The sequence below is a fragment of the Streptomyces sp. NPDC058239 genome, assembly GCF_042882185.1.
In the GTDB taxonomy this organism is placed as follows: Bacteria; Actinomycetota; Actinomycetes; order Streptomycetales; family Streptomycetaceae; genus Streptomyces.
On sequence record NZ_JBHVWS010000023.1, the window covers coordinates 79,640 to 99,418 of the forward strand.

Annotated in this window: 17 protein-coding genes; 7 read left to right on the top strand and 10 right to left on the bottom strand. The window is 70.7% G+C overall.

Going from position 1 to position 19,779, the window contains the following annotated elements; genetic code table 11:
* The first annotated feature begins 10 nt into the window (after positions 1-10).
* Complete coding sequence (locus ACFVYE_RS24030; protein WP_383960469.1) at positions 11-655, top strand: DNA polymerase ligase N-terminal domain-containing protein; 645 nt, start codon at positions 11-13, stop codon at positions 653-655.
* Positions 652-1,356, top strand: coding sequence for an endonuclease (locus ACFVYE_RS24035; RefSeq protein WP_389607338.1), 705 nt, complete (start codon positions 652-654; stop codon positions 1,354-1,356). Before ACFVYE_RS24030 ends, ACFVYE_RS24035 begins: the two co-directional genes overlap by 4 nt.
* Before the next feature lie 43 nt (positions 1,357-1,399).
* On the opposite strand, the gene ACFVYE_RS24040 is transcribed toward ACFVYE_RS24035, so the two are convergent.
* Positions 1,400-4,120 (bottom strand): GNAT family N-acetyltransferase, encoded by a 2,721-nt coding sequence (locus ACFVYE_RS24040; protein WP_389607340.1) that lies wholly within the window; start codon positions 4,118-4,120, stop codon positions 1,400-1,402.
* A 98-nt stretch (positions 4,121-4,218) separates the two neighbouring features.
* Between ACFVYE_RS24040 and ACFVYE_RS24045 the strand changes: the two genes are divergently transcribed.
* The 4 genes from ACFVYE_RS24045 (at position 4,219) to ACFVYE_RS24060 (ending at position 6,549) form a co-directional block, all read left to right on the top strand.
* Positions 4,219-4,950: a siderophore-interacting protein gene (locus ACFVYE_RS24045; RefSeq protein ID WP_383960461.1), complete on the top strand. Its 732-nt coding sequence runs from the start codon at positions 4,219-4,221 to the stop codon at positions 4,948-4,950.
* 126 nt (positions 4,951-5,076) lie between these two features.
* The gene (locus tag ACFVYE_RS24050; RefSeq protein ID WP_383960458.1) at positions 5,077-5,562 is read left to right on the top strand and encodes a DUF3995 domain-containing protein; all 486 of its coding nucleotides are present in this window, start codon (positions 5,077-5,079) and stop codon (positions 5,560-5,562) included.
* On the top strand, positions 5,552-6,070 hold the full coding sequence (locus tag ACFVYE_RS24055; RefSeq protein WP_383960456.1) for an RNA polymerase sigma factor: 519 nt from the start codon (positions 5,552-5,554) through the stop codon (positions 6,068-6,070). Before ACFVYE_RS24050 ends, ACFVYE_RS24055 begins: the two co-directional genes overlap by 11 nt.
* Positions 6,067-6,549 carry a hypothetical protein gene (locus ACFVYE_RS24060; RefSeq protein ID WP_389607343.1) on the top strand — a complete coding sequence of 161 codons (483 nt, stop codon included), beginning with the start codon at positions 6,067-6,069 and terminating at the stop codon, positions 6,547-6,549. Before ACFVYE_RS24055 ends, ACFVYE_RS24060 begins: the two co-directional genes overlap by 4 nt.
* 51 nt (positions 6,550-6,600) lie before the next feature.
* Here ACFVYE_RS24060 and ACFVYE_RS24065 read toward each other — a convergent pair whose 3' ends face one another.
* From ACFVYE_RS24065 to ACFVYE_RS24100, 8 genes are all read right to left on the bottom strand, one after another.
* Positions 6,601-8,166: an APC family permease gene (locus ACFVYE_RS24065; RefSeq protein WP_383960452.1), complete on the bottom strand. Its 1,566-nt coding sequence runs from the start codon at positions 8,164-8,166 to the stop codon at positions 6,601-6,603.
* Between the two features lie 247 nt (positions 8,167-8,413).
* Positions 8,414-9,877 (bottom strand): aldehyde dehydrogenase family protein, encoded by a 1,464-nt coding sequence (locus ACFVYE_RS24070; protein WP_383960449.1) that lies wholly within the window; start codon positions 9,875-9,877, stop codon positions 8,414-8,416.
* Positions 9,874-11,613 carry an amidohydrolase family protein gene (locus tag ACFVYE_RS24075; RefSeq protein ID WP_383960446.1) on the bottom strand — a complete coding sequence of 580 codons (1,740 nt, stop codon included), beginning with the start codon at positions 11,611-11,613 and terminating at the stop codon, positions 9,874-9,876. The genes ACFVYE_RS24070 and ACFVYE_RS24075 overlap by 4 nt, the downstream gene beginning before the upstream one ends.
* A 285-nt stretch (positions 11,614-11,898) precedes the next feature.
* Complete coding sequence (locus ACFVYE_RS24080; RefSeq protein WP_383960443.1) at positions 11,899-13,026, bottom strand: LLM class flavin-dependent oxidoreductase; 1,128 nt, start codon at positions 13,024-13,026, stop codon at positions 11,899-11,901.
* Positions 13,027-13,134: 108 nt separating this feature from the next.
* Complete coding sequence (locus ACFVYE_RS24085; RefSeq protein WP_383960440.1) at positions 13,135-13,920, bottom strand: SDR family NAD(P)-dependent oxidoreductase; 786 nt, start codon at positions 13,918-13,920, stop codon at positions 13,135-13,137.
* 10 nt (positions 13,921-13,930) lie between these two features.
* Positions 13,931-14,875 (bottom strand): TIGR03619 family F420-dependent LLM class oxidoreductase, encoded by a 945-nt coding sequence (locus ACFVYE_RS24090; protein ID WP_389607347.1) that lies wholly within the window; start codon positions 14,873-14,875, stop codon positions 13,931-13,933.
* 280 nt (positions 14,876-15,155) lie between these two features.
* Complete coding sequence (locus tag ACFVYE_RS24095; RefSeq protein WP_389607349.1) at positions 15,156-16,019, bottom strand: oxaloacetate decarboxylase; 864 nt, start codon at positions 16,017-16,019, stop codon at positions 15,156-15,158.
* A 485-nt stretch (positions 16,020-16,504) separates the two neighbouring features.
* A complete protein-coding gene (locus ACFVYE_RS24100; protein WP_383960434.1) occupies positions 16,505-17,464 on the bottom strand; it encodes a phosphotransferase family protein in 960 nt (319 codons plus the stop codon).
* A 217-nt stretch (positions 17,465-17,681) separates the two neighbouring features.
* Here ACFVYE_RS24100 and ACFVYE_RS24105 point away from each other — a divergent pair, with 217 nt between their 5' ends.
* Positions 17,682-18,173, top strand: coding sequence for a hypothetical protein (locus tag ACFVYE_RS24105; protein ID WP_383960520.1), 492 nt, complete (start codon positions 17,682-17,684; stop codon positions 18,171-18,173).
* A 272-nt stretch (positions 18,174-18,445) separates the two neighbouring features.
* On the opposite strand, the gene ACFVYE_RS24110 is transcribed toward ACFVYE_RS24105, so the two are convergent.
* Positions 18,446-18,598 carry a hypothetical protein gene (locus tag ACFVYE_RS24110; RefSeq protein WP_176740255.1) on the bottom strand — a complete coding sequence of 51 codons (153 nt, stop codon included), beginning with the start codon at positions 18,596-18,598 and terminating at the stop codon, positions 18,446-18,448.
* Positions 18,599-19,779 lie beyond the last annotated feature (1,181 nt).

The following is a 19,779-nucleotide window of genomic DNA, read 5'->3' on the forward strand; positions in this document are numbered from 1 at the left end:
AGGTGTCCGGATGGATGTGACCGGCGAAAACGACGACCGGCTCCGGGACTACCGCAGCAAACGGCACTTCGACGCGACCGCGGAGCCACGGGGCGACGGCGGGCGGACGGGTGCGGCGCCCTGTTTCGTCGTACAGATCCACCAGGCGCGGCGCATGCACTTCGACTTCCGGCTGGAGGTCGGCGGCGTGCTGAAGTCATGGGCGGTGCCGCGCGGACCTTCGGAGAACCCGCGCGAGAGGCGGCTGGCCGTCCCCACGGAGGACCATCCGCTGGAGTACCGCACGTTCGAGGGAGTCATCGCGAAGGGCGAGTACGGCGGCGGCACGGTGATCGTCTGGGACCAGGGCACCTACCGGCCGCTCAGCCACGACCGCTGGGGCGCGCCCGTACCGTTCGAGCAGTCCCTGGAGGACGGGCACGCGACCTTCTGGCTCGACGGCACCAAGCTGCACGGCGAGTTCGCCCTCACCCGCTTCAAGGGAGGTGGCGGGGACGACGCCCCGGGCGAGGAGATATGGCTGCTGATCAAGGCCAAGGACGGGCGCGCCACCCATGACGGGCCGGACACACCGGATCCGTACCGGGCACGTTCGGCCCGTACGGGGCGAACCCTGCAGCAGGTCGCCGCCGAGGAAGGGGGCGGACCTTCGTGACCGCCCGCAGGACCGTGGAGGTCCTTCTCAGCCGCTACGGCACCACCTACGCCGCCGAGGCCGGCATCCGGCTACGGAACACACCGCAGCCCCTGTACCAACTCCTCGTGCTCAGCGATCTGTTGAGCGCCCGCATCCGGGCGTCCGTGGCGGTGGCGGCGGCACGCGCGCTGTTCGCCCACGGCATGCGGTCCCCGGACCGGATGATCGGGTCGACATGGCAGCAGCGTGTCGACGCGCTGGGCGAGGGCGGCTACCGGCGCTACGACGAACGCACCGCCACCCAGCTCGGCGACGGCGCAGAGCTCCTGCTGGTCGAGTACGGGGGCGACCTGCGGCGGCTGCGCAGGGAGGCCGACGGCGACCTCGACATCCTGCGGTCCGGGCTGCGCAGAACCCCGGGCATGGGCCCGGCCGGTGCGGACATCTTCGTGCGCGAGGTGCAGGCCGTGTGGCCGGAGACGGCACCGTTCCTGGACGGAAAGGCTCTCCAGGGCGCCGAGAAACTGGGGCTGCCCGCCTCGCCGGCGAAGCTCGCACGGCTGGCGGAGCAGGCCGAACAAGCCGAGCAGGCCGAGCGACCCGGGCCGGCCGAGCAGGCCGAGGAGACCGACGACCGCGGGCCCGCCGTGCTCGCGGCGGCCCTGGTGCGCGCCGCACTGGACAAGCACGTCGTGGACGACGTCGCGGCGCGGGCCTGAGGGAGCGGCCCGCCGCCCCGGCCCGTCGGCCCGCTGCGTCCCCTTACACCCCCGCGGCGGCCGTCCGGCTCAGGAACGCCAGCCGGGCCCGCTTCTCCGGCTTGTCGATCTCCGGGCCGAGTTCGAAACCCGCCCGGACCATCCGAGCGACGGCCTTCTCGTTGCGGGCGTCCGGCTCGACGACGATCCGCAGGTGCGCCGGGTCGCTGAAGACGTAGCCGATGAGCACCGAGAGCAGGGCGGCCGTGAAACCGTGTTCGGCGGTGTCGCCCGGACCGATCAGGAGATGGACGCCGAAGTCGCCGGGCTGGACGTCGTAGCAGTCGGCCAGCGGGTCGGCAGCCGGTTCGTACGTCTGGAAGAGAGCGACCGGGACACCGTCGCGCAGGGCCAGATAGGCGTGGTGCGTGGTGAGCGAATCCAGGAACTCGTAGGTCTCCAGGACCTCTTCACGGCTCGCGTCGCCCATGCCCCAGAAGCGGGCGCGCTCCTCGGTGACCCAGCCGTGGATCAGGTCGAGGTCCGCGGCGGGGTCCACGGGGACGAGGCGGACGGTCCCGAAGCCGGGGGCCTCCTGCTCGTGGACGGGGGTGCGCACCGCGCTCGCGGCGGGGACGGCGGTCATCTCGGCTCTCTCCTCTGTTCGGTGCAGTTTGTTCCAGTCCATGACCACGGGCGCGAGGTCGCCCCGTACCCACAGCGGCAGTTGGTCACGGTGGTGGGCGTCGTCGCGGACCCCGGACGCCCCGAACGGGACCGCCCACAGGCTGTCCTCGCGCCGGGCCAGGTCCCAGACGTAGCGGGCGGCGGGGCCGCGGGCGAACCGGTCGGTGATGCCGGGAACGCTGGAGGTGGACAGCACACAGTCGTGGTCACCGGCGAGGCCCGGCCAGCCCTCCTCGGGGTCCGCGCCCGACAACGCCTGCCAGGGGGCCAGTCGGTGCACCTCGCCCCAGGGCCGCGGCAAGGCGTCCTCCGCGTACCGGGCCGCCACCGCCTCGGCCGCCGCGGCGACGGCCGCCAGCCGATCGGTGTGCGGCAGCGGTCCGTGCGTCAGCAGGGTCTCCAGGGCGTACGCGATTCTCGGCACAGCGGCCAGCCAGGGGCGGAACAACGCCGGGTAGGCGGGCGATCGGGCCGGGTCCGCGGAGCCGGTGAGGGCGTCCAGGGCGGGGTGGGCGGCCAGCCGGTGCACGACGTCGGCGCGCACGGCCGCGTAGAGCGTGGCGTCCGTGCTGTCGGCCTCCATGTGCCGGTCCCAGCAAAGGAGTCGGTCACGCAGACGGGCGGCCCCGTGACTGAGACCGGTTGCTCCGGCCAGCAGCTCCAGCAGCGGGCGGGCGGAGGCGAGACGGGTGTCGGTGTGGATGTCCGCCATGCCCTTGGTGGTCCAGTGGCCGGACCGGGCAAGCAGTTCCCGGATGCGTTCTGCCCGGTGCGGGGGCGCGAACTCGACGCCGAGCGGGGTGGCGAGGCCGCGCGCGTTGGCCATCACCGCAGCACCGTCGACCTCGGTGCGAGGCATCGGCGCATGACGGCCCTGCCAGGCGTACGCCGGGTCGTGGGCCGGTACGACGCGCAGCCGGTTCTCGCGCGGGCGCAACGGGACGTACCCGGCGACGCGGTGCAGGGCGGCACCCGTGGTGTCGGCGGCGAGGACGACGTTGACCGGCTCCACCCAGTGGTCCAGGGCGGCGTCGAGATCGGCGACGGTACGGGCCCGGAGCAGGGCGGGCAGCGCCTCGAAGCCCAGCTCGTGGGTGACACGGGGCGGATAGCGGAGGCTGATGCCGCCCGCCGGGCGGCCGTTCGCGCCACCCTCCGCGTCTGCGTCACCGTCACCGTCCGGACCACCGATGATCACCGGCCCGCGCCCGGTCTCGATGATCTCGGCCGTGACCGGGTCGGCGCCCGCCACCTCGATCGTCTCGGTGTGGGAGGCCGCCGCCTCCCAGCCCCCGGGGCCCAGTGCCTCGACCCCGCCCGTCGCCGTACGCCGCAACCGCTCCCGGTACAGGTCCTGGTAGTCGGCCATCGCATTGGTGATCGCCCATGCGACGCCGCCCGTGTGCCCGAAGTGCGCGATGCCGGGTACACCGGGGACGGCGAGGCCCACCACGTCGAAGTCGGGGCAGGCGAGCCGGATCTGCTGGTAGACGCCCGGGTCCTCGATGAAGCGGTGCGGGTCGCCCGCGACGATCGCCGCCCCGGTGGCGGTGCGGTCGCCGGTCAGCAGCCAGCCGTTGGAGCCGGAGGTGCCGGGGCCGTCGGTGGCGAAGAGCTCGATCGCTTCGTCGCCGAGCCGGCGGGCCACCTCCTCGCGCCAGAGCTTGGTCGGGAAGCCGGCGAACAGAATGTGGGTGGAGAGCCAGACGCCCAGCGGGGTCCAGGGCTCCCACCGCCCCGGGTCGACCCCGGCAGCCGTGAACTCCGGAGCGAGGTGCGCTCCTTCGGCCAGACCCTCGTTGACACCGTCGACGTACGAGACGACCCATGCGGCGGTCCGCGGTGCGACGCGCTCCAGGCGTTCGAAGCAGCGTCGCGCGGTGTCGGCGAGCCGGGCCTGCCGGGCGAACCGGTCCCAGTCGACGGCGTCCGCACCGAGGAACGCGGCGGTGGTGCCCTGGACCCGGTGGCGTTCGATCTCGATCTGCCAGGCGCGGTCCAGGGCGGCGTTACGGCCCTGGGCATGGGCGAGTTCGAGTGAGCTGCCCGCTCGTACATGGGGTATGCCCCAGTCGTCCCGGTAGACGTCTCCACCCATGCCGCATCCCGCCCCTTGCCAGATCGTTCGACTTCCCAAGCCCCCACAATTTAGGTTAGCCTAACCTAAAGTAATCTTCGGGACGGGGAGGGACAGCTGTGGGCCACGGCTGGGAGGGCGTTGTCCTCAAGCTCATGCGGGGACGGGACTTCACGTTCACCGTGACCGGGGCCGAGCAGGTCACCGAGGACTTCCACCGGGTGCACCTCACCGACGGCGGGCTGCTCGCCGCGACCGGCGGGGCACATCCGACGATGTGGGTCAGGATCTGGTTCGAGCAGGGCGGCAAACCGCACCAGCGCGCCTACACGCTGGTCGACCCCGACCCGGCGGCCGGGACGTTCAGCCTGGAGTTCGCCCTGCACAATGGCGCCGCGAGCGACTGGGCCCGCAGGGTCGAGCCGGGCGACACGATCGAGGCGACCCTTCAGGGCACCGGCTTCGCCCTGCCCGAACCGCCACCCGCCCGGCTCTTCGTGATCGGCGACCCGGCCTCGCTGCCCGCCATCAACTCCCTGCTGGACGCGGTCCCGCGGACGCCGGCCACCATCTGGTTCGAGACCACGCACGCCTCGGACGAGAAGCTGCCGTTCCGCCTGGACCCGGCCCACCACACCCTGCACCTGGTGCCGCGCCGCGACGAGGGCGCCCGACTGGTCGCCGAGGTGAAGGCCGCGCTACCGGAGCTGCTGGGGGCCGACCCGTCCGACGCGTACGTCTGGATCGCCTGCGACACGGCGACGACCAGGTCCCTGTCCTCGTACGTACGCAAGGACCTGGCCGTTGCCAAGGAGCGGGTGAACGCGCTGGGTTACTGGCGCGCGGGCTGAGCGGACTCCGGCTCCCGGGGGCACCGGTCCGACCCGGACGCCAACTCGTCGGAACGAATCGGCGACCCGGCTCCTCTGTGGGGTGACGCAAACCGTCACCACCATCCGCCCCGCAGAGGAGCACCCATGAACCCCACCCGGCGCACACCCACCGCCACCACCGCGGCCGCGGCCGTCGCCACCGTCCTCACCGCCGACGGACTGCTGCACGTCCTCTGGTCCACCGGCATCACCTGGCCCGCGCACGACGCCGCATCCCTCTCGTACGCCGTACTCGGCATCGACGCACCCTTCACCCCGCCCGTCGTCCTCCCGCTCGCCACCCTGCTGTTCACCGGCGCGGCCCTGGTCACCGCCCGCGCCCGCCTGGGCCGCACCCACCGTCTGGGCCGGCTGCTCCAGGCCGGCACCGTGGCCGTCGCCTGCGGCACCGCGCTGCGCGGCCTCGCCGGGATCGCCTGGGCGTGCGGGCTGCGCACCGGACTGGACGCAGGGGCGGGCGACACGTTCCACTGGCTCAACCTGGCGCTCTACACCCCTGTCTGCCTGGTGCTCGCGGCCGCCGCACTCCGGGTGGCGGCCGGGGAGGAAGCCCCGACCCGTGTCCGATGACCACGACCTGGATCACGCGCGCACCGTACGGCTGGTGCGCGCGGCCCAGCGCGGCGACACGATCGCCATGAACGAGCTCCTCGACGTCCTCACCCCGTACGCGGGCCGCATCTGCACCCCCATCGCCCTGGCCGACGGGCCGGACGCCGTCCAGGAGACCCTCGTCGCCGTCTTCCGCAGCCTGCGTGCCCTCAAGGAACCGGCGGCCCTGTATGGATGGGTGCGCGCCATCGCCTGCCGGGAGGCGGTCCGCGTCGCCCGCCGCACCGCACGCTCCGTCCCCGCGGACCTCACCGCCGTCCCCCAGCGCGGCGACCCGCAGCTGGCCTCCGACATCGGCGACGTCCTCGCCCGTCTCTCCCCCGAACACCGGGCCGTCCTCGTCCTGCGCGACGTCGAGGGCCTCGACGAACAATCCGCCGCCGCACTCCTCGGCCTGCGCGTCGGCACCGTCAAGTCACGGCTGCACCGGGCCCGGGACTCCTTCCGGAAGGCATGGACTTCATGACCGAAACCCCCCTCCACCGGTGGCCCACCACCCCGGAACTCGACCCGGTCCGCCGCCTGCACGCCCTCGCGGCGGGCGTCCGCGGCGCCCGCGTCACCACCCGCGAGATCCCCGCCCCGTACGCCACCGTCCTCCCGCTGCTGGCCGACATCGACGGCGAACTGTCCCGGCTGGTCCCGGACATGCGCCGTCTGAAGCTCACCCGCGCGGACGGCGACCGCGTCGAGGCCGTGGCCCGCAGCCGCTACGGCATGCACGCCCGCTTCCACGGCGTGCGCCGTCCCGGCTGGCTCTGGCTCCAGAGCCGCTTCGTCCTGATCGGCATGGCGGCCACCCCGTCGCCCACCGCCCCCGGCCACACCCTGGTCGCCTTCACGGGAGGTGTACGCATCCCGGGCCGCGCGGCCCTGGTCCCACTCGGCGTGTCCCGCGCAGGCCGCCGGGTCCTGGGCCGGCTGGCAGCCCGTGCGGGCGGGTAGCCGTACGCACGGTCCGCAGCTTGTCCAGGTCTCAGCCGAAAGCCCCGGCCGTCAGTCCTCCACGACCAGTGCCGGAGTCTCCTTCGTCAGTACCTCGCCGCGGAAGAACGCCGGGCTGCGGCGCTGCATGACCAGCATCAGCACCACACCGAGCAGCAGCAGCCCGACACCGATCACGAACACCGAGCCGACCCCGAGGACCGACGAGCCGGAGCCGTACGCCGGATCCCACATGTCATAGAGGGTCTTGCCGAAGACCGCGGTGAGCAGGATGCCGCCGACGACCGGGAAGAGGCCCTTGAAGACCAGGTCGCGGACGGAGCGGGTCAGGTCGGCGCGGAAGTACCAGGCGCAGGCGAACGCCGTCAGCGCGTAGTAGAAGCAGATCATCAGGCCGAGCGCGTAGATCGTGTCGACCAGGACGTGCTCGCTGACCAGAGTCATGACCGTGTAGAAGACGCCGGTCGCCACGCCCGCCGTGACGGTGGCCTTCCCCGGCGTCCTGAAGCGCGGGTGGACGCGGGCGTACGAGGCGGGCAGGGCCTCGTACGTGGACATCGCCAGGACCGTGCGGGCCACCGGGATGAAGGTGGTCTGCAGGCTCGCGGCGGCGGAGGCGAGCACGGCGATGAAGAGCAGGACTCCGAGGCCCGGGCCCATGACCGGGCCGGCGAGTGCGGCGAAGACGTTGTCGGAGGTGTCCGGGTTGGCGAGGCCGAGACCTGAGCCGCCGGAGCCGACGGCCATCTGGGCGGCGACAGCGGTCGCCAGGTAGGAGCCGACGAGCACGACCATCGCGATGAGGGCGGCGCGCCCGGGGGTCTTCTCGCTGCCGATGGTCTCCTCGTTGGCGGTCAGACAGGTGTCCCATCCCCAGAACATGAAGATCGACAGCGACAGACCCGCCGTGAACGCCGCGAACGACTGCACCGCGAACGGGTTCAGCCAGGACCAGGAGAAGTCCACCGACGAGGCGAACTCCCCACTGTTCGCCTTCTGTACGGCCATCGCCACGAACAGCGCGAGGACGACGAGCTGAAGGCCCACCAAGGCGTACTGGATGCCCTTGGTGGCCGTCATCCCCCGGTAGCTGATCGCCGTGGCGATCGCGATCAGGATCAGACAGGTGAGGATGTGGACGGGCTTGCTGTCGTCCAGGGCGGCGATCGAACCGCTGCCCGTGATCTCGCCCGCGAGGAGCCAGAAGTACGAGGTGGCGACGCCCGCCAGGTTCGACAGGACGATGATCGTCGCAATGACCAGGCCCCAGCCGCACATCCAGCCGACGCGCGGGCCGAATGCCTTCACCGTCCAGGTGAAGGAGGTGCCGCAGTCCGGCATGGCCTTGTTGAGTTCGCGGTACGCGAATGCGACGAGCAGCATCGGCAGGAAGCCGGCCAGGAAGACGGCGGGCATCTGCACACCGACCTCGCCCGCGGTGGAGCCGAGGGTGGAGGTGAGGCAGTAGACGGGGGCGACGGTGGAGATGCCGATGACGGCGCTGCCCATCAGGCCGACGGAGTTCCCGCCCAGGCCCTTGCCGCGTACACCGCCGTCGGCCGGGGCCGCGCCCCGTACCGGGTCTCCGGCCTGCGGCCGCGCGTCCAGCTGTGTCATGGAGAGGACGTTATGCGCTGCGATATCCACATTCGGAGGCTGAGACTCCGGCACCTCATCCTTGAATTTCTGGTGACAGAACGGACACTCAGAAATTAATTGAAGGCAATCAATGATCGCGACCTGCGGATAAGAGGAAGACGCTCGATCACAGCGCCGTACGGGAATCGCAGCACTGTCCATTTTGTGGTGGTTCAAAATTTTCCCGTGGGTGTCCGCTGAACGGACACCCACGGCGTGTGCCGGTTCAGCCCGGCCAGACGATCGCCTGGAGTTCGCTGTACGCGTGCAGGGCGTACGAGCCGACATCGCGCCCGACCCCGCTCTTCTTGAACCCGCCGAACGGGGCCTCCATGTTCCGCCCGACGGTGTTCACGCCGACCCCGCCGGCGCGCAGCTGCCGGCCCACCCGGAAGGCGCGTGCCACGTCCGAGGACCAGACGTAGTCGATCAGTCCGTAGTCGCTGTCGTTGGCGAGTGCGATGCCCTCGTCCTCGTCGTCGAAGGGGACGACCACGACCACGGGGCCGAAGATCTCCTCGCGGACGACGCGCATGTCGTTGGTGCAGTCGGCGAGGAGGGTGGGGGCTACGTAGAAGCCCCGGTCGAATCCGGCCGGGCGTTCGCCGCCCGTGACGATCCTCGCCCCCTCCTTCCGGCCGAGTTCGATGTACGACTCGATGCGGTCGCGGTGGGCGGCGGAGATGACCGGGCCGACGACCGTGCCCCGGTCCGTCGGGTCGCCCACCTTCAAATGACCCGCGTACGCGGTGAGTTTCTCGATCAGGGCATCGTGGGCTGCGCGCTGCACGAGGACGCGGGTCGGGGCCGTACAGATCTGGCCGCTGTAGAAGGAGAACGTGGTGCCGATGCCCGCTGCCGCGGAGTCGAGGTCCGCGTCGTCGAGGACGACGGCGGCCCCCTTTCCGCCCAGCTCCATCAGCTGCCGCTTCATGGAGCGCCCGCACACCTCGGCGATGCGCTGTCCGACGGCCGTGGAGCCGGTGAAGCTGACCATGTCGATGTCCGGTGAGTCGACGGCGGCCTCGCCCGCCTCGGGGCCCGATCCGGTGACGACATTGACGACGCCCGCCGGGACGCCCGCCTCTTCGAGCGCCTCGGCCATCCGGTAGACGGAGAGCGGATCCTGCGGTGCGGGTTTCACGACGACCGTGTTGCCCATGGCGAGTGCGGGGGCGACCTTGCCGGCCGGGTTGGCCCAGGGGTTGTTGTACGAGGTGATGCAGGTGACGACGCCGACCGGCCGGCGTGCGGCGAGCGCCCCGAAGACACCGGCCCGCCCCATCGGCCCCGCCTCGTTGATCTGCGGTGCGATCGGCTCCTCGACCGGTTCCAGGGCGCCCCTGGCGTACCGGCGGAAGCGGGCGGCGCCGACGGCGGCCTGCATGGCCCTGGCCGTCGACGTGGTGGCGCCGCTCTCCGCCTGGGCGAGTGCGGCGTTGCCGGTGAAGTCGCGCTGCATCAGGTCGGCGGCGCGGTCGAGGATCGCGGCGCGTTCCTCGGGGCGGGTGCGGGACCAGGTGGCGAAGGCCTCGCGGGCCGCGGCCGCTGCCGCGTACACCTGCTCGCGGCTCGCCTCGGGGGCGAGGCCGACGACCTCCTCGGTGGCCGGGTTGATCACCTCGTAGTGGCCGTGGCCGGGTTCGGTCCACTCGCCGCCGATGAAGAGGCGCTGTTTTCTGTCGCTCATACGGTGCTCACCGTCCGGGTGTCGCGCCCGGAGCGGAGCACCGTACCGGGGACCGCGCCGGTGACCTTGTCGTCGCGCAGGGTCTCCACGCCGTTGACGCGGACGGACACGATGCCGATGGCCTTGGAGTCGAGGCGGGGGCTGTCGCCGGGCAGATCGTGTACGAGGGTGGCGGGCCCGGCGTCGATGCGTCCGGGATCGAAGAGGACGAGGTCGGCGTGGAAGCCCTCCTCGATGCGGCCGCGGTCGCGAAGCCCGAAGAGCCGGGCGGGATCGTCCGTGAGCATCTTGACGGCCTGTTCGAGGGGGAGGAGTTTGCGTCGGCGCAGGCAGTCACCGAGGAAGCGGGTGGTGTACGGGGCGCCGCACATCCGGTCCAGGTGCGCACCCGCGTCGGAGCCGCCGAGCATGACGTCCTCGTGCTCCCAGGTCTGCCGTCGCAGCGCCCAGGAGTCGGGGTCGTTGTCGGTGGGCATGGGCCACAGCACCGTGCGCAGCTCGTCGTCGGCGCAGATCTCGACGAGGCAGTGGAAGGGGTCCTGCCCGCGTTCGGCGGCTATGTCGCCCACGACGCGGCCGCTCAGTCCTTCGTTGGCCGCGCTGTACGTGTCCCCTATGACATACCGGCCGAAGTCGGCGAGGCGGCGGAAGACGCCGGCCTCCTTGCTGTCGGCGCGGCGGAGCATTTCGGCGCGGGTGTCGGCGTCGCGGAGCCGTTCGATGCGTTCGGGGACGGGAAGGGCGAGGATGTCGCCCCAGCCGGGGATGAGGTTGAGGGCACAGAAGGTGCCGAGCGACATGTTCATGGGGGTGAGGATCGGCATGGTGAGTGCGACGATCCGGCCGCCGGCCCGGCGGGCCCGTTCGCTGGGGACGAGCTGGCGGGGTACGCGTTCGGGGACGGCGGCGTCGATGGTGAGGACGTTCCAGTTCAGTGGGCGGCCCGCGGTGGCGGTCATGTCGACGAGGAGCTCGATCTCTTCGTCGGAGAACTGGTCGAGGCAGCCCGCGACGATCGCTTCGAGCTGGGTGCCTTCGTGTTCGCCGACGGCGCGGGAGAGGGCGAGGAGCTCCTCGGGGAGCGCGTGCCGGGAGGCGACGGGCTGTCCGTCCCCGTCGGAGTGGGTGGCGGACTGGGTGGTGGACAGCCCCCAGGCTCCGGCGTCCATCGCGTCGTGGAACAGCGCGAGCATGGCGGCGAGCTGTTCGGGGGTGGGCTGCCCGCCGATCGCGTCGGCGCCCATGACGTGTCTGCGCAGGGCGCAGTGGCCGACCATGAACCCGGCGTTGACGGCGATCCGTCCTTCGAGGGCGTCGAGGTATTCGCGGAAGCTGGACCAGCTCCAGTCGACGCCCTCCTCCAGTGCCTTGAGGGCCATGCCCTCCACCCGCGACATCATGCGGCGGGTGTAGTCGGCGTCCTCGGGGCGTTCGGGGTGGAGCGGGGCGAGGGTGAATCCGCAGTTGCCTCCGGCGACGGTGGTGACGCCGTGGTTCATGGAGGGTGTGGCGTACGGATCCCAGAAGAGCTGGGCGTCGTAGTGAGTGTGGGGGTCGACGAAGCCGGGGGCGAGGACCAGGCCGGTGGCGTCCTCGGTGGTGACGGCTTCCTCGGCGAGCGTGCCCGGTTCGGCGATGACGGCTATGCGGCCGTCGCGGATACCGATGTCGGCGGGGTACGAGGGTCCGCCGGTGCCGTCCACGACGGTCGCTCCGCGTATGAGGTGGTCGAGCATGACGGGGGTTCCCTTCTGTGTTTCCCGCCGCGGGATTGTGGGTGTGCAGCCGGGGTGCGCACGGCCGCGGCACGCACCCCGGCTCCACGGAGCGGCGGTCCGGGAAGACGCCGCTGTTCTCGGCCCCGCCGGCGTTTGAGGCGCGGGGTCCGGGGCGGAGCGAAATCCGGCCCCGCCGGCGATCGAGGCGCGGGGTCCGGGGCGGAGCCCCGGTTTCGGGAAGGGGCGGGTAGGGGACAACGCCGCCGCAGGCGCACCGAACCCGCACCCCACCACGCCCTGCCCCTACGCCCCCGCCGCCCCCCGGAACCGCGAGGTCCGGTGCACCGGGTCCGTGTCGATCTTCGGGATCACATGCTCACCGATCAGCCTGATCGAGTTCAGCGTGTCCTCGCGGCTCATCCCGATCGGCAGCCCGAAGCTCAGCTGATCCGCCCCCGCCTGCTCCCACCGCTTGCACTGCCGCAGCACCTCGTCCGGATCACCGCAGATCATCAGTTCCTCGGCGATCAGCAGCTCGATGATCTCCTCGGAGTACTCCGGCAGCAGCTCGGGCCACTCCGGGATGCCCTCGGGCCGGGGGAACGTGTCGTGGTAGCGGAACAGCAGCGACTGCAGATAGTTCAGCCCGCCGCCCACCGCGATCTCGACGGCCTTCGCGTGCGTCTCGGCGCAGATGGCGGTGGAGGTGACCATGACGTTGTCGTTGACGAAGTCCCCGACGGGTTCGGCCTCCTTGACGGCCGTCTTGTAGGACTCGACGACCCACTCCATGTCGGAGACCTTCTGCACGCTGAAGCCCAGCACGCCGAGCCCCTTCTTGCCCGCCATCGCGTACGAGGACGGCGACCCGGCCGCGTACCACATCGCCGGGTGCGACTTCCCGTACGGCTTGGGCAGGATCTTGCGCGGCGGCAGCGACCAGTGCTTGCCCTGGAAGCCGGCGTACTCGTCCTGGAGCCACATCTTGGGGAACTCGGCGATGGTCTCTTCCCAGAGTTCCTTGGTGTGGTTCATGTCGGTGATGCCCGGCATGAAGCCCAGGATCTCGTGGCTGCCGGCCCCGCGCCCGGAGCCGAATTCGAAGCGGCCCTCGGAGAGGTGGTCGAGCATGGCGACCTTCTCGGCCACCTTCACCGGGTGGTTGACGGGGGCGAGCGGGTTGAAGATGCCGGATCCGAGGTGGATGCGGTCGGTGGCGTGTGCGAGGTAGCCCAGGTACACATCGTTGGCCGAGAGATGCGAGTACTCCTCCAGGAAGTGGTGCTCGGAGGCCCAGGCGTACTTGAAGCCGGACTTGTCCGCCTGGATGACGTACTCGGTCTCCTCGATCAGCGCCTTGTGCTCTGCCCCGGGGTCGGCCTTGGCCCGTGCGGCGGGCACGTACCCCTGTACAAAGAGCCCGAATTCCAAGGGGGTTCACCGTCCTCATTCATTTCTGACACACCGTCAGATTGCGATGCGTCCGACTGTTCCACCGGCACCCGCACCCGTCAATACCTGACACATCGTCAGAACGCCTCAGAACAGGCTGACGCCCGCCAGCCAGCCCCCGTCGATGACGAACGGCTGCCCGGTGATGTACGAGGAGTCGTCCGAGGTCAGGAAGAGCGCCAGCGCCGCCACCTCCTCCGGCTGCCCGATCCGCCCCAGCGGTACGAGCTTCCGGTACAGCTCGGCCACCGCCGCCCTGGACTCCTCCGGGTCCGCGGTCGGGTCCAGCGCCGCCGGGTTGGTCATCGCGGTGTCCACGGCCCCGGGGCAGACGGCGTTGACCCGTATCCCCTTCGCGGCCAGCTCCACCGCCGCCACCTTGGTCAACCCGAGCACCGCATGCTTGGTGGCGGCGTACGCGCCCACGAACGCCATGCCCGTGAGCCCCGTGTACGAGGCGGTGTTGACGATGGTCCCGCCGCCCGCGGCCTCGATCTCGGGCGCGACGTTCTTGATCCCGAGGAACGCGCCCACCTGGTTGACCTGCACCACCTGCTGGAACTCCTCCAGCGGTGTGGTCACCAGCTCGTTGAAGCGGAGAATCCCCGCGTTGTTGACCAGTCCGTCGATCCTTCCGAAGGCGTCCTTCACGGCGGCGACGGCGGCCTGCCACTCGTCCTCCCGGCTCACATCCAGATGGACGAACCTGGCGACGTCCTCCCCCAGCTCCTTGGCCAGCGCCTCGCCCTGCTCGTCGAGCACATCGGCGATCACCACCCGCGCGCCCTCCGCGGCGAAGAGCCGCGCCTCCTGCTCGCCCTGCCCGCGCGCCGCACCGCTGATCAGCACGACCCGCCCGTCCAGCTTGCCCATGGCCTGACTCCTACCTGTCGAGATGGGGTGCGACCTCGGCGGCGAACGCCGCCATCTGGTCGGTCAGTTCACTGCGGCTCCGGCTGCGGAACCGCACCTGGATCTGGCGGACGCCCATGGCCCCGTACTCGCGCAGCGACTCGGCGAGGACCTCCGGCTTTCCGGTGAGGGTGCGCCGCCCGACGGACCACTCCGGCTCACCGACGTACAGCGGCTCGGTGATCGCGCCGATGACGATCGGGGCCTCGATCCCGGCCGCCTCGCGCAGCTCCTTCAGCCGGGCGATCTGTGCGGGCAGCTTCTCCCGCGGATCACCCTGCGGCAGCCAGCCGTCCCCCCGCACCGCGGCCCGGCGCACGGCGGCGGGCGAGGAGCCGCCCACCCAGACCGGCACCCGTTCCTGGGCCGGGCGCGGCAGCTGCCCGAGCCCGGCGAAGGAGAACCGTTCCCCCGCGAACTCCGGGTACTCCTCAGGACCGAGCGCCGCCTTCAGCGCGTCGATGGTCTCGTCGAGGACCCGGCCCCGCCCCTCGAAGTCCGCCCCGAGCGCATGGAACTCCTCCGGCACGTGCCCGGCCCCGACCCCGAGGATCAGCCGGCCGCCGCAGAGGTGGTCGAGGGTGGCGTACTGCTTGGCGGTGGCCAGCGGGTGCCGCAGGCCGACGACGGCGACATGGCTCATCAGCAGGACCCGCTCGGTGATCCCGGCGAGAAAGGCGAGGGTGGCGACCGGGTCGTACCAGACGGTGCTCATGACCCCGGCAAGCCGCCGCGGGATCGCGACGTGGTCGCAGCTCGCGAGGTAGGCGAAGCCGGTACGGTCGGCGGTGCGGGCGATCCCGGCGAGGTCGGCGGGGGTGGCCGCGGCCTCCCACCCCTCCGCGTAGATGGTGCTCTGCGACTGGATCGGCAGCTGCATCCCGTACGACAGCGGCCCGGTGGGCAGTATCGGCACCGGACGGCCTCCTTCCCCGAAGGAATCTGACGCATCGTCACATGACGGGCGCGGGGGCCATCGTCGTACCTGACGTCACATCAGACAAGAGGCGGGCGCGAACCGGCAGGCCGCCCGCCACGCACCCGGGCGGCCTGCCGACCGGGGCGACAGCGGCGTCCGACGCCGACGAGCCCCGCGGACGGGTGGCATCACCGTCCGGATCGCACCATCGAGGCCCCGGCGTCCGGGATGAGCAGTGACGAGGCGGGCGCGGCCCGCTCCCGGCGCATCGTTCGCGTCAGGCGGTCATGGGCTCACGGACGGGGTGGTGCCCGCCGATGTTCTTCTCCAGCAGTTCCGTCGAACGCCGCACTCCGATTCCGCCGGAGGGCGCGAGCTCGGGGAGCCGTCCGTCGGACTGCTTGAGGTCCGCCAGTGCGGCATCGATGGCGGCATGTGCGGCAAAGAGGCAGGGAGTGCTGTAGATCGCCGCCTGGCACTCCAGCTCGGTCAGTTCGGAGAGCGAGAGCCTGGGGGACTTTCCGCCCGCGATCTGGTTGAAGAGCAGCGGCTTGTCACCGACCACCTTCCGGATGCGCCGGATCCATTCGACGCTGCGCACCCCGTCGACCAGGATGACGTCTGCATCCGTCCCGGCCAGCGCCTCGGCCCGGCGCAGGATGTCGTCCTCCTCCGTGGCGTCCGTGCGGGCGACGACCACCAGATCCTGCCTGCTCTCCAGCACGAGGTTGAGCTTCTCCAGATACTCCTCCAGCGGGAGCACCTGCTTGCCGTCCGCGTGACCGCACCTGCGGGGCCGCTTCTGGTCCTCCAGGACGACTCCGGAGGCTCCGATCCTCTCCAGCCGCCGCACCACATGGCAGGCGACCTCGGGATCGACGTAGCCGTCATCGATGTCGACCAGCAGGTGGTGCGAGGGGAAGGCCGGCCGCAGCCGCTCCACGAAGGCAACCATGTCCGGCCAGGCGATGAAACCGATGTCGGGGAGCCCGTAGTGGGAGGCGGCGAAGCCGAATCCGGACACGAAGAATCCGTCGTAGTGCCGGGCCGCGACGGACGCCGAGTACATGTCGTAAATACCGATGAGGGGGGTCGTTCCCGGAGATCGGACTTCTTCCCTCAGCGCACTTCCGTAACGCACAGCGTCTCCTTGCCAATAATTCGTTGATTCGTGAATCGATACCCGCGGAATCACCGATGCGGCGAATCGGCGGTTCAGTGATTCCATTTGCGAAATGGGCGTTGAACGACGCCGTCTCAGACGATTCGGAATCCGACGCCATCGGGGACCGGAGTCACCGGGACACCGGCAGCCGAATCGGGGCATGCGGATCGACGGTTCAGAAATTCACTGATGCGACGAATGCGGAAACACCACGCGCAGCGCTCACCTGCGGGAGAGACGACGGCGCTCATGCCGCACAGGACGCAAGAAACTGCCCTCTTGGCGAAGATGCGTATATCTATACAGACATAACCGTCCCTTTACCCCGGGACACGCCGCGTTTGACCCTGCGTACGAAACCGGAGGGTCGCTTTCCTTCGGATCGTCCGATGCGTCGGACGGAAGGACCTCCGACTGCCCGACAGCGACGTCATGTTGGGCGTTGTGGCAATGACCGCCGATCAGGCGAACCGGTCGAGCAGGCACTCCACATAGCCCTCCAGGCGCGCCGTGAGCACCTCGGGCGTCAGATCGGTCCGTCCCAGCTCCCGCCACGGGACCGCGACCTTCTCCGCGTCCGGCGCGTAGGCCAGCGCGTCCAGCAGCCGCCAGTACAGGTGGTCCGCACCGCTCGCGGACAACCGCCCGCCCGCACCCGTGTACTCCTCGGCAAAGCTCATCCCGGCCGGGACACCGTGCAGGAGCGCCAGTGCGGTCGAGCAGTGGGCGACGTCCAGGTCGGCGGGGCCCCAGGAGGTCTCGACCCAGTCGACGACCCCGCTGATACGCAGGCCCGCCCCGGCACCGGCGAAGAGCACGTTGCCCGGGTGGAAGTCGCGGTGCAGGAACCGGGGTGTGTACGCCGGCGGCTCGCGGCGGATCACATCCACCGCCCGCCGCCAGAGCCGGGCCCGTCCGGTCGACCCGGGTACTCGCACCCGGTCCGGCGCGGTCCACGCCTCGTAGTCGCGCGGGCGGGTCGCGTCCGTCACCCGCACCCGGTGAATGTCGGTCAGCTGCCGCGCCAGCAGCCCGATGCGCTCTTCTGCCCCGGCATCGTCAACTCGCACCTGCCCGGGCAGCAGGGTCATCAACAACGAGGGGTGGTCACAGTGTTCAGCCCCGGCATCGACGGCCACGAGCCGGGCCGCCGGGACCTCGGTTGCGCCCAGCAGCCTCAGTACGTCCGCCTCCCGGGTGAGCAGCCCCGGCGCATGGCGTACGAAGAAGGGCTTGACGAAGGACCTCAGCACGAGCGAACGCCCGCCCTGCGGCCCGGAGACGTCCAGCCGTCGCATCTGCGAGGTCCATCCGCCGCGCAGCCGCTCCGCGGCCTCGATCCGCTCCCCGGGCGCAAGGGCCTTCTCCACCCACGTACGCGTCGCCGCCCGGTCGAGGTCGCTGTCCGCTGCTTCGCCCATGCGTGGAGCGTACTGACCTCACTGACGCGGAGAACAGCCGGCAGAGGCTGCCGGGAGCCGGCGGCGGGCGGGACGACGTCCACTTCGACGCGCCCTTTTCACCTGAAGGGTGGATACGCAGGTCGTTCGCCCCTGGGCAGGCTTCCCGAGCTTGGAAGCAGCACAGCCGAGCAGCGTTCGAACTCGCAAGACAGACAAGGAGCACGTCTTGAAGCGCATGGGACTTCTGTCCGCCCGCACGGTGATCGCCGCCACCGCTTCGGTCCTGTTGGTGGCCGGCACCGCACAGGCCGCACCGGCGAAGTACGCGCGGCACGCGGATGCCGCCGCCCAGTTGAAGAAGGCGGGCATCACCTGGACGTCCAGCGGCAACTGCTCCGACTGGAACAAGAAGTCGTGTACGTCGTTCACCCAGGTCAACAAGGCGACCATCGCGGGCACGATCGCCTTCAAGAAGGTCAGCGGCTGCAAGGTGATCGTCACCGGCGGCACCGAGAAGGGCCACAGCCCCGGCACCTACAGCCATCGCAACGGGTACAAGACGGATATCTCCACCAAGGTCCCGTGTGTCAACACCTACATCACGCGCAAGTTCGCCAAGGCGGGCAAGCGTAGCGACGGGGCCGCTCTGTACAAGTCCCCCGCCGGCAACGTCTACGCACGGGAAGGCAGCCACTGGGACATCACGCACTACAACAGCAAGGCGTAGCGGACGCTGTCGTCCGCCGGCCGCGTGCCGGAAGTTCAGCTGCCCCGGTAGACCCGACAGCCCCCGAGAACCCGAGCCGGCCGCTTCCTGAGAAGTGCGGCCGGCGTGCGCCGGTGCGATGGCACCGGTTGGGAACTCGGGGGCTGTGGAACTCGACGGAAACGACATGGAGCTGCCGCAGCAGAAGACCCTTCATCTGCTGCGGCAGCGATCACAGGGACTGTTCCGAACCCTGAGCGGGTTCCTGTCCATTCCCCTTGGAACTAGTTACCTCACGGACCGACGGTGCCAGGAATGCAGACCGCGTACGACTGGACGGTCTGCGCGGTGGCGCCGTTGTTGTATGCGGAGACGTGCCAGGTGTTGGTGGCGGTGTCCGGGTAGCTCGCCGTCCAGATGATGTCCGGGTTCTGCAGTTGGCTCACGGCACCTCCCCCGGTCAGCACGGTTCCGGCAGGGCACACGGCCACGATGTCCGTGGTGCTGCCCCCAGCGGGCACAGACGTGGCGTTGCTGTTGGCCTGCACGGACGGGCCGACAGGTCCCGTCGGGCCGGTGGCACCCGTCGCACCAGTGGCACCAGTGGCACCAGTGGTGCCGTTGGTGCCGTTGGTTCCGGCCGCACCCGTCGGACCCGTCGGACCGGCAGGTCCGGTCGCACCATCAGCACCATTGGTACCGGCTGCACCCGTCGGACCAATCGGACCGACAGGCCCAGTCGCACCATCAGCACCATTGGTACCGGACGCACCCGTCGCACCCGTCGGACCAACCGGCCCAGTCGCACCATCAGCACCATTGGTACCGGAGGCACCCGTCGCACCCGTCGGACCAACCGGCCCAATAGGACCGGTGGCGCCCGTAGCGCCATTAGCACCGGACGCACCCGTGGCACCGGTGACGCCCTGCAGACCCGTCGCACCCGTCGGACCAACCGGGCCAATGGGCCCAGTAGCACCGGTGGCACCGTTAGCGCCATTGGCACCCGCCGGACCCGTGGCACCGGTGGCACCATTGGCACCCGCCGGACCCGTGGCACCGGTGGCACCGTTAGCGCCATTGGCACCCGCCGGACCCGTGGCACCGGTGGCACCATTGGCGCCGGACGCACCGGTGGCGCCCTGCAGACCCGTCGCACCCGTCGGACCAACCGGACCAATGGGCCCAGTAGCACCGGTGGCGCCGTTAGCGCCATTGGCACCCGCCGGACCCGTGGCACCGGTGGCACCGTTGGTACCGTTGGTACCCGGCAGGCCCGTCGCACCCGTCGGACCGGTCGCACCGGTCGGACCGTGAGCGCCAACAGCACCGGACGCACCCGTGGCACCGGTGGCGCCCTGCAGACCCGTCGCACCGGTGGGACCAGCAGGCCCAGTCGCACCATTGGCACCCGCCGGACCCGTGGCACCGGTGGCACCGTTGGCACCAGCCGGACCCGTGGCACCGGTGGCACCGTTAGAACCCGGCAGACCCGTAGCACCCGTCGGACCAGCAGGCCCGGTCGCACCATTGGCACCAGCCGGACCCGTGGCACCGGTGGCACCGTTAGAACCCGGCAGACCCGTAGCACCCGTCGGACCAGCAGGCCCGGTCGCACCATTGGCAC

Bases quoted from the DNA above. Each gene is read 5' to 3' on its own strand.
- ACFVYE_RS24050 (WP_383960458.1), top strand. From the start codon at position 5,077: ATGAACCCCACCCGGCGCACACCCACCGCCACCACCGCGGCCGCGGCC.
- ACFVYE_RS24085 (WP_383960440.1), bottom strand. From the start codon at position 13,920: ATGGGCAAGCTGGACGGGCGGGTCGTGCTGATCAGCGGTGCGGCGCGC.
- ACFVYE_RS24105 (WP_383960520.1), top strand. From the start codon at position 17,682: ATGGGACTTCTGTCCGCCCGCACGGTGATCGCCGCCACCGCTTCGGTC.
- ACFVYE_RS24075 (WP_383960446.1), bottom strand. From the start codon at position 11,613: ATGCTCGACCACCTCATACGCGGAGCGACCGTCGTGGACGGCACCGGC.
- ACFVYE_RS24040 (WP_389607340.1), bottom strand. From the start codon at position 4,120: ATGGGTGGAGACGTCTACCGGGACGACTGGGGCATACCCCATGTACGA.
- ACFVYE_RS24100 (WP_383960434.1), bottom strand. From the start codon at position 17,464: ATGGGCGAAGCAGCGGACAGCGACCTCGACCGGGCGGCGACGCGTACG.
- ACFVYE_RS24030 (WP_383960469.1), top strand. From the start codon at position 11: ATGGATGTGACCGGCGAAAACGACGACCGGCTCCGGGACTACCGCAGC.
- ACFVYE_RS24060 (WP_389607343.1), top strand. From the start codon at position 6,067: ATGACCGAAACCCCCCTCCACCGGTGGCCCACCACCCCGGAACTCGAC.
- ACFVYE_RS24065 (WP_383960452.1), bottom strand. From the start codon at position 8,166: ATGACACAGCTGGACGCGCGGCCGCAGGCCGGAGACCCGGTACGGGGC.
- ACFVYE_RS24070 (WP_383960449.1), bottom strand. From the start codon at position 9,877: ATGAGCGACAGAAAACAGCGCCTCTTCATCGGCGGCGAGTGGACCGAA.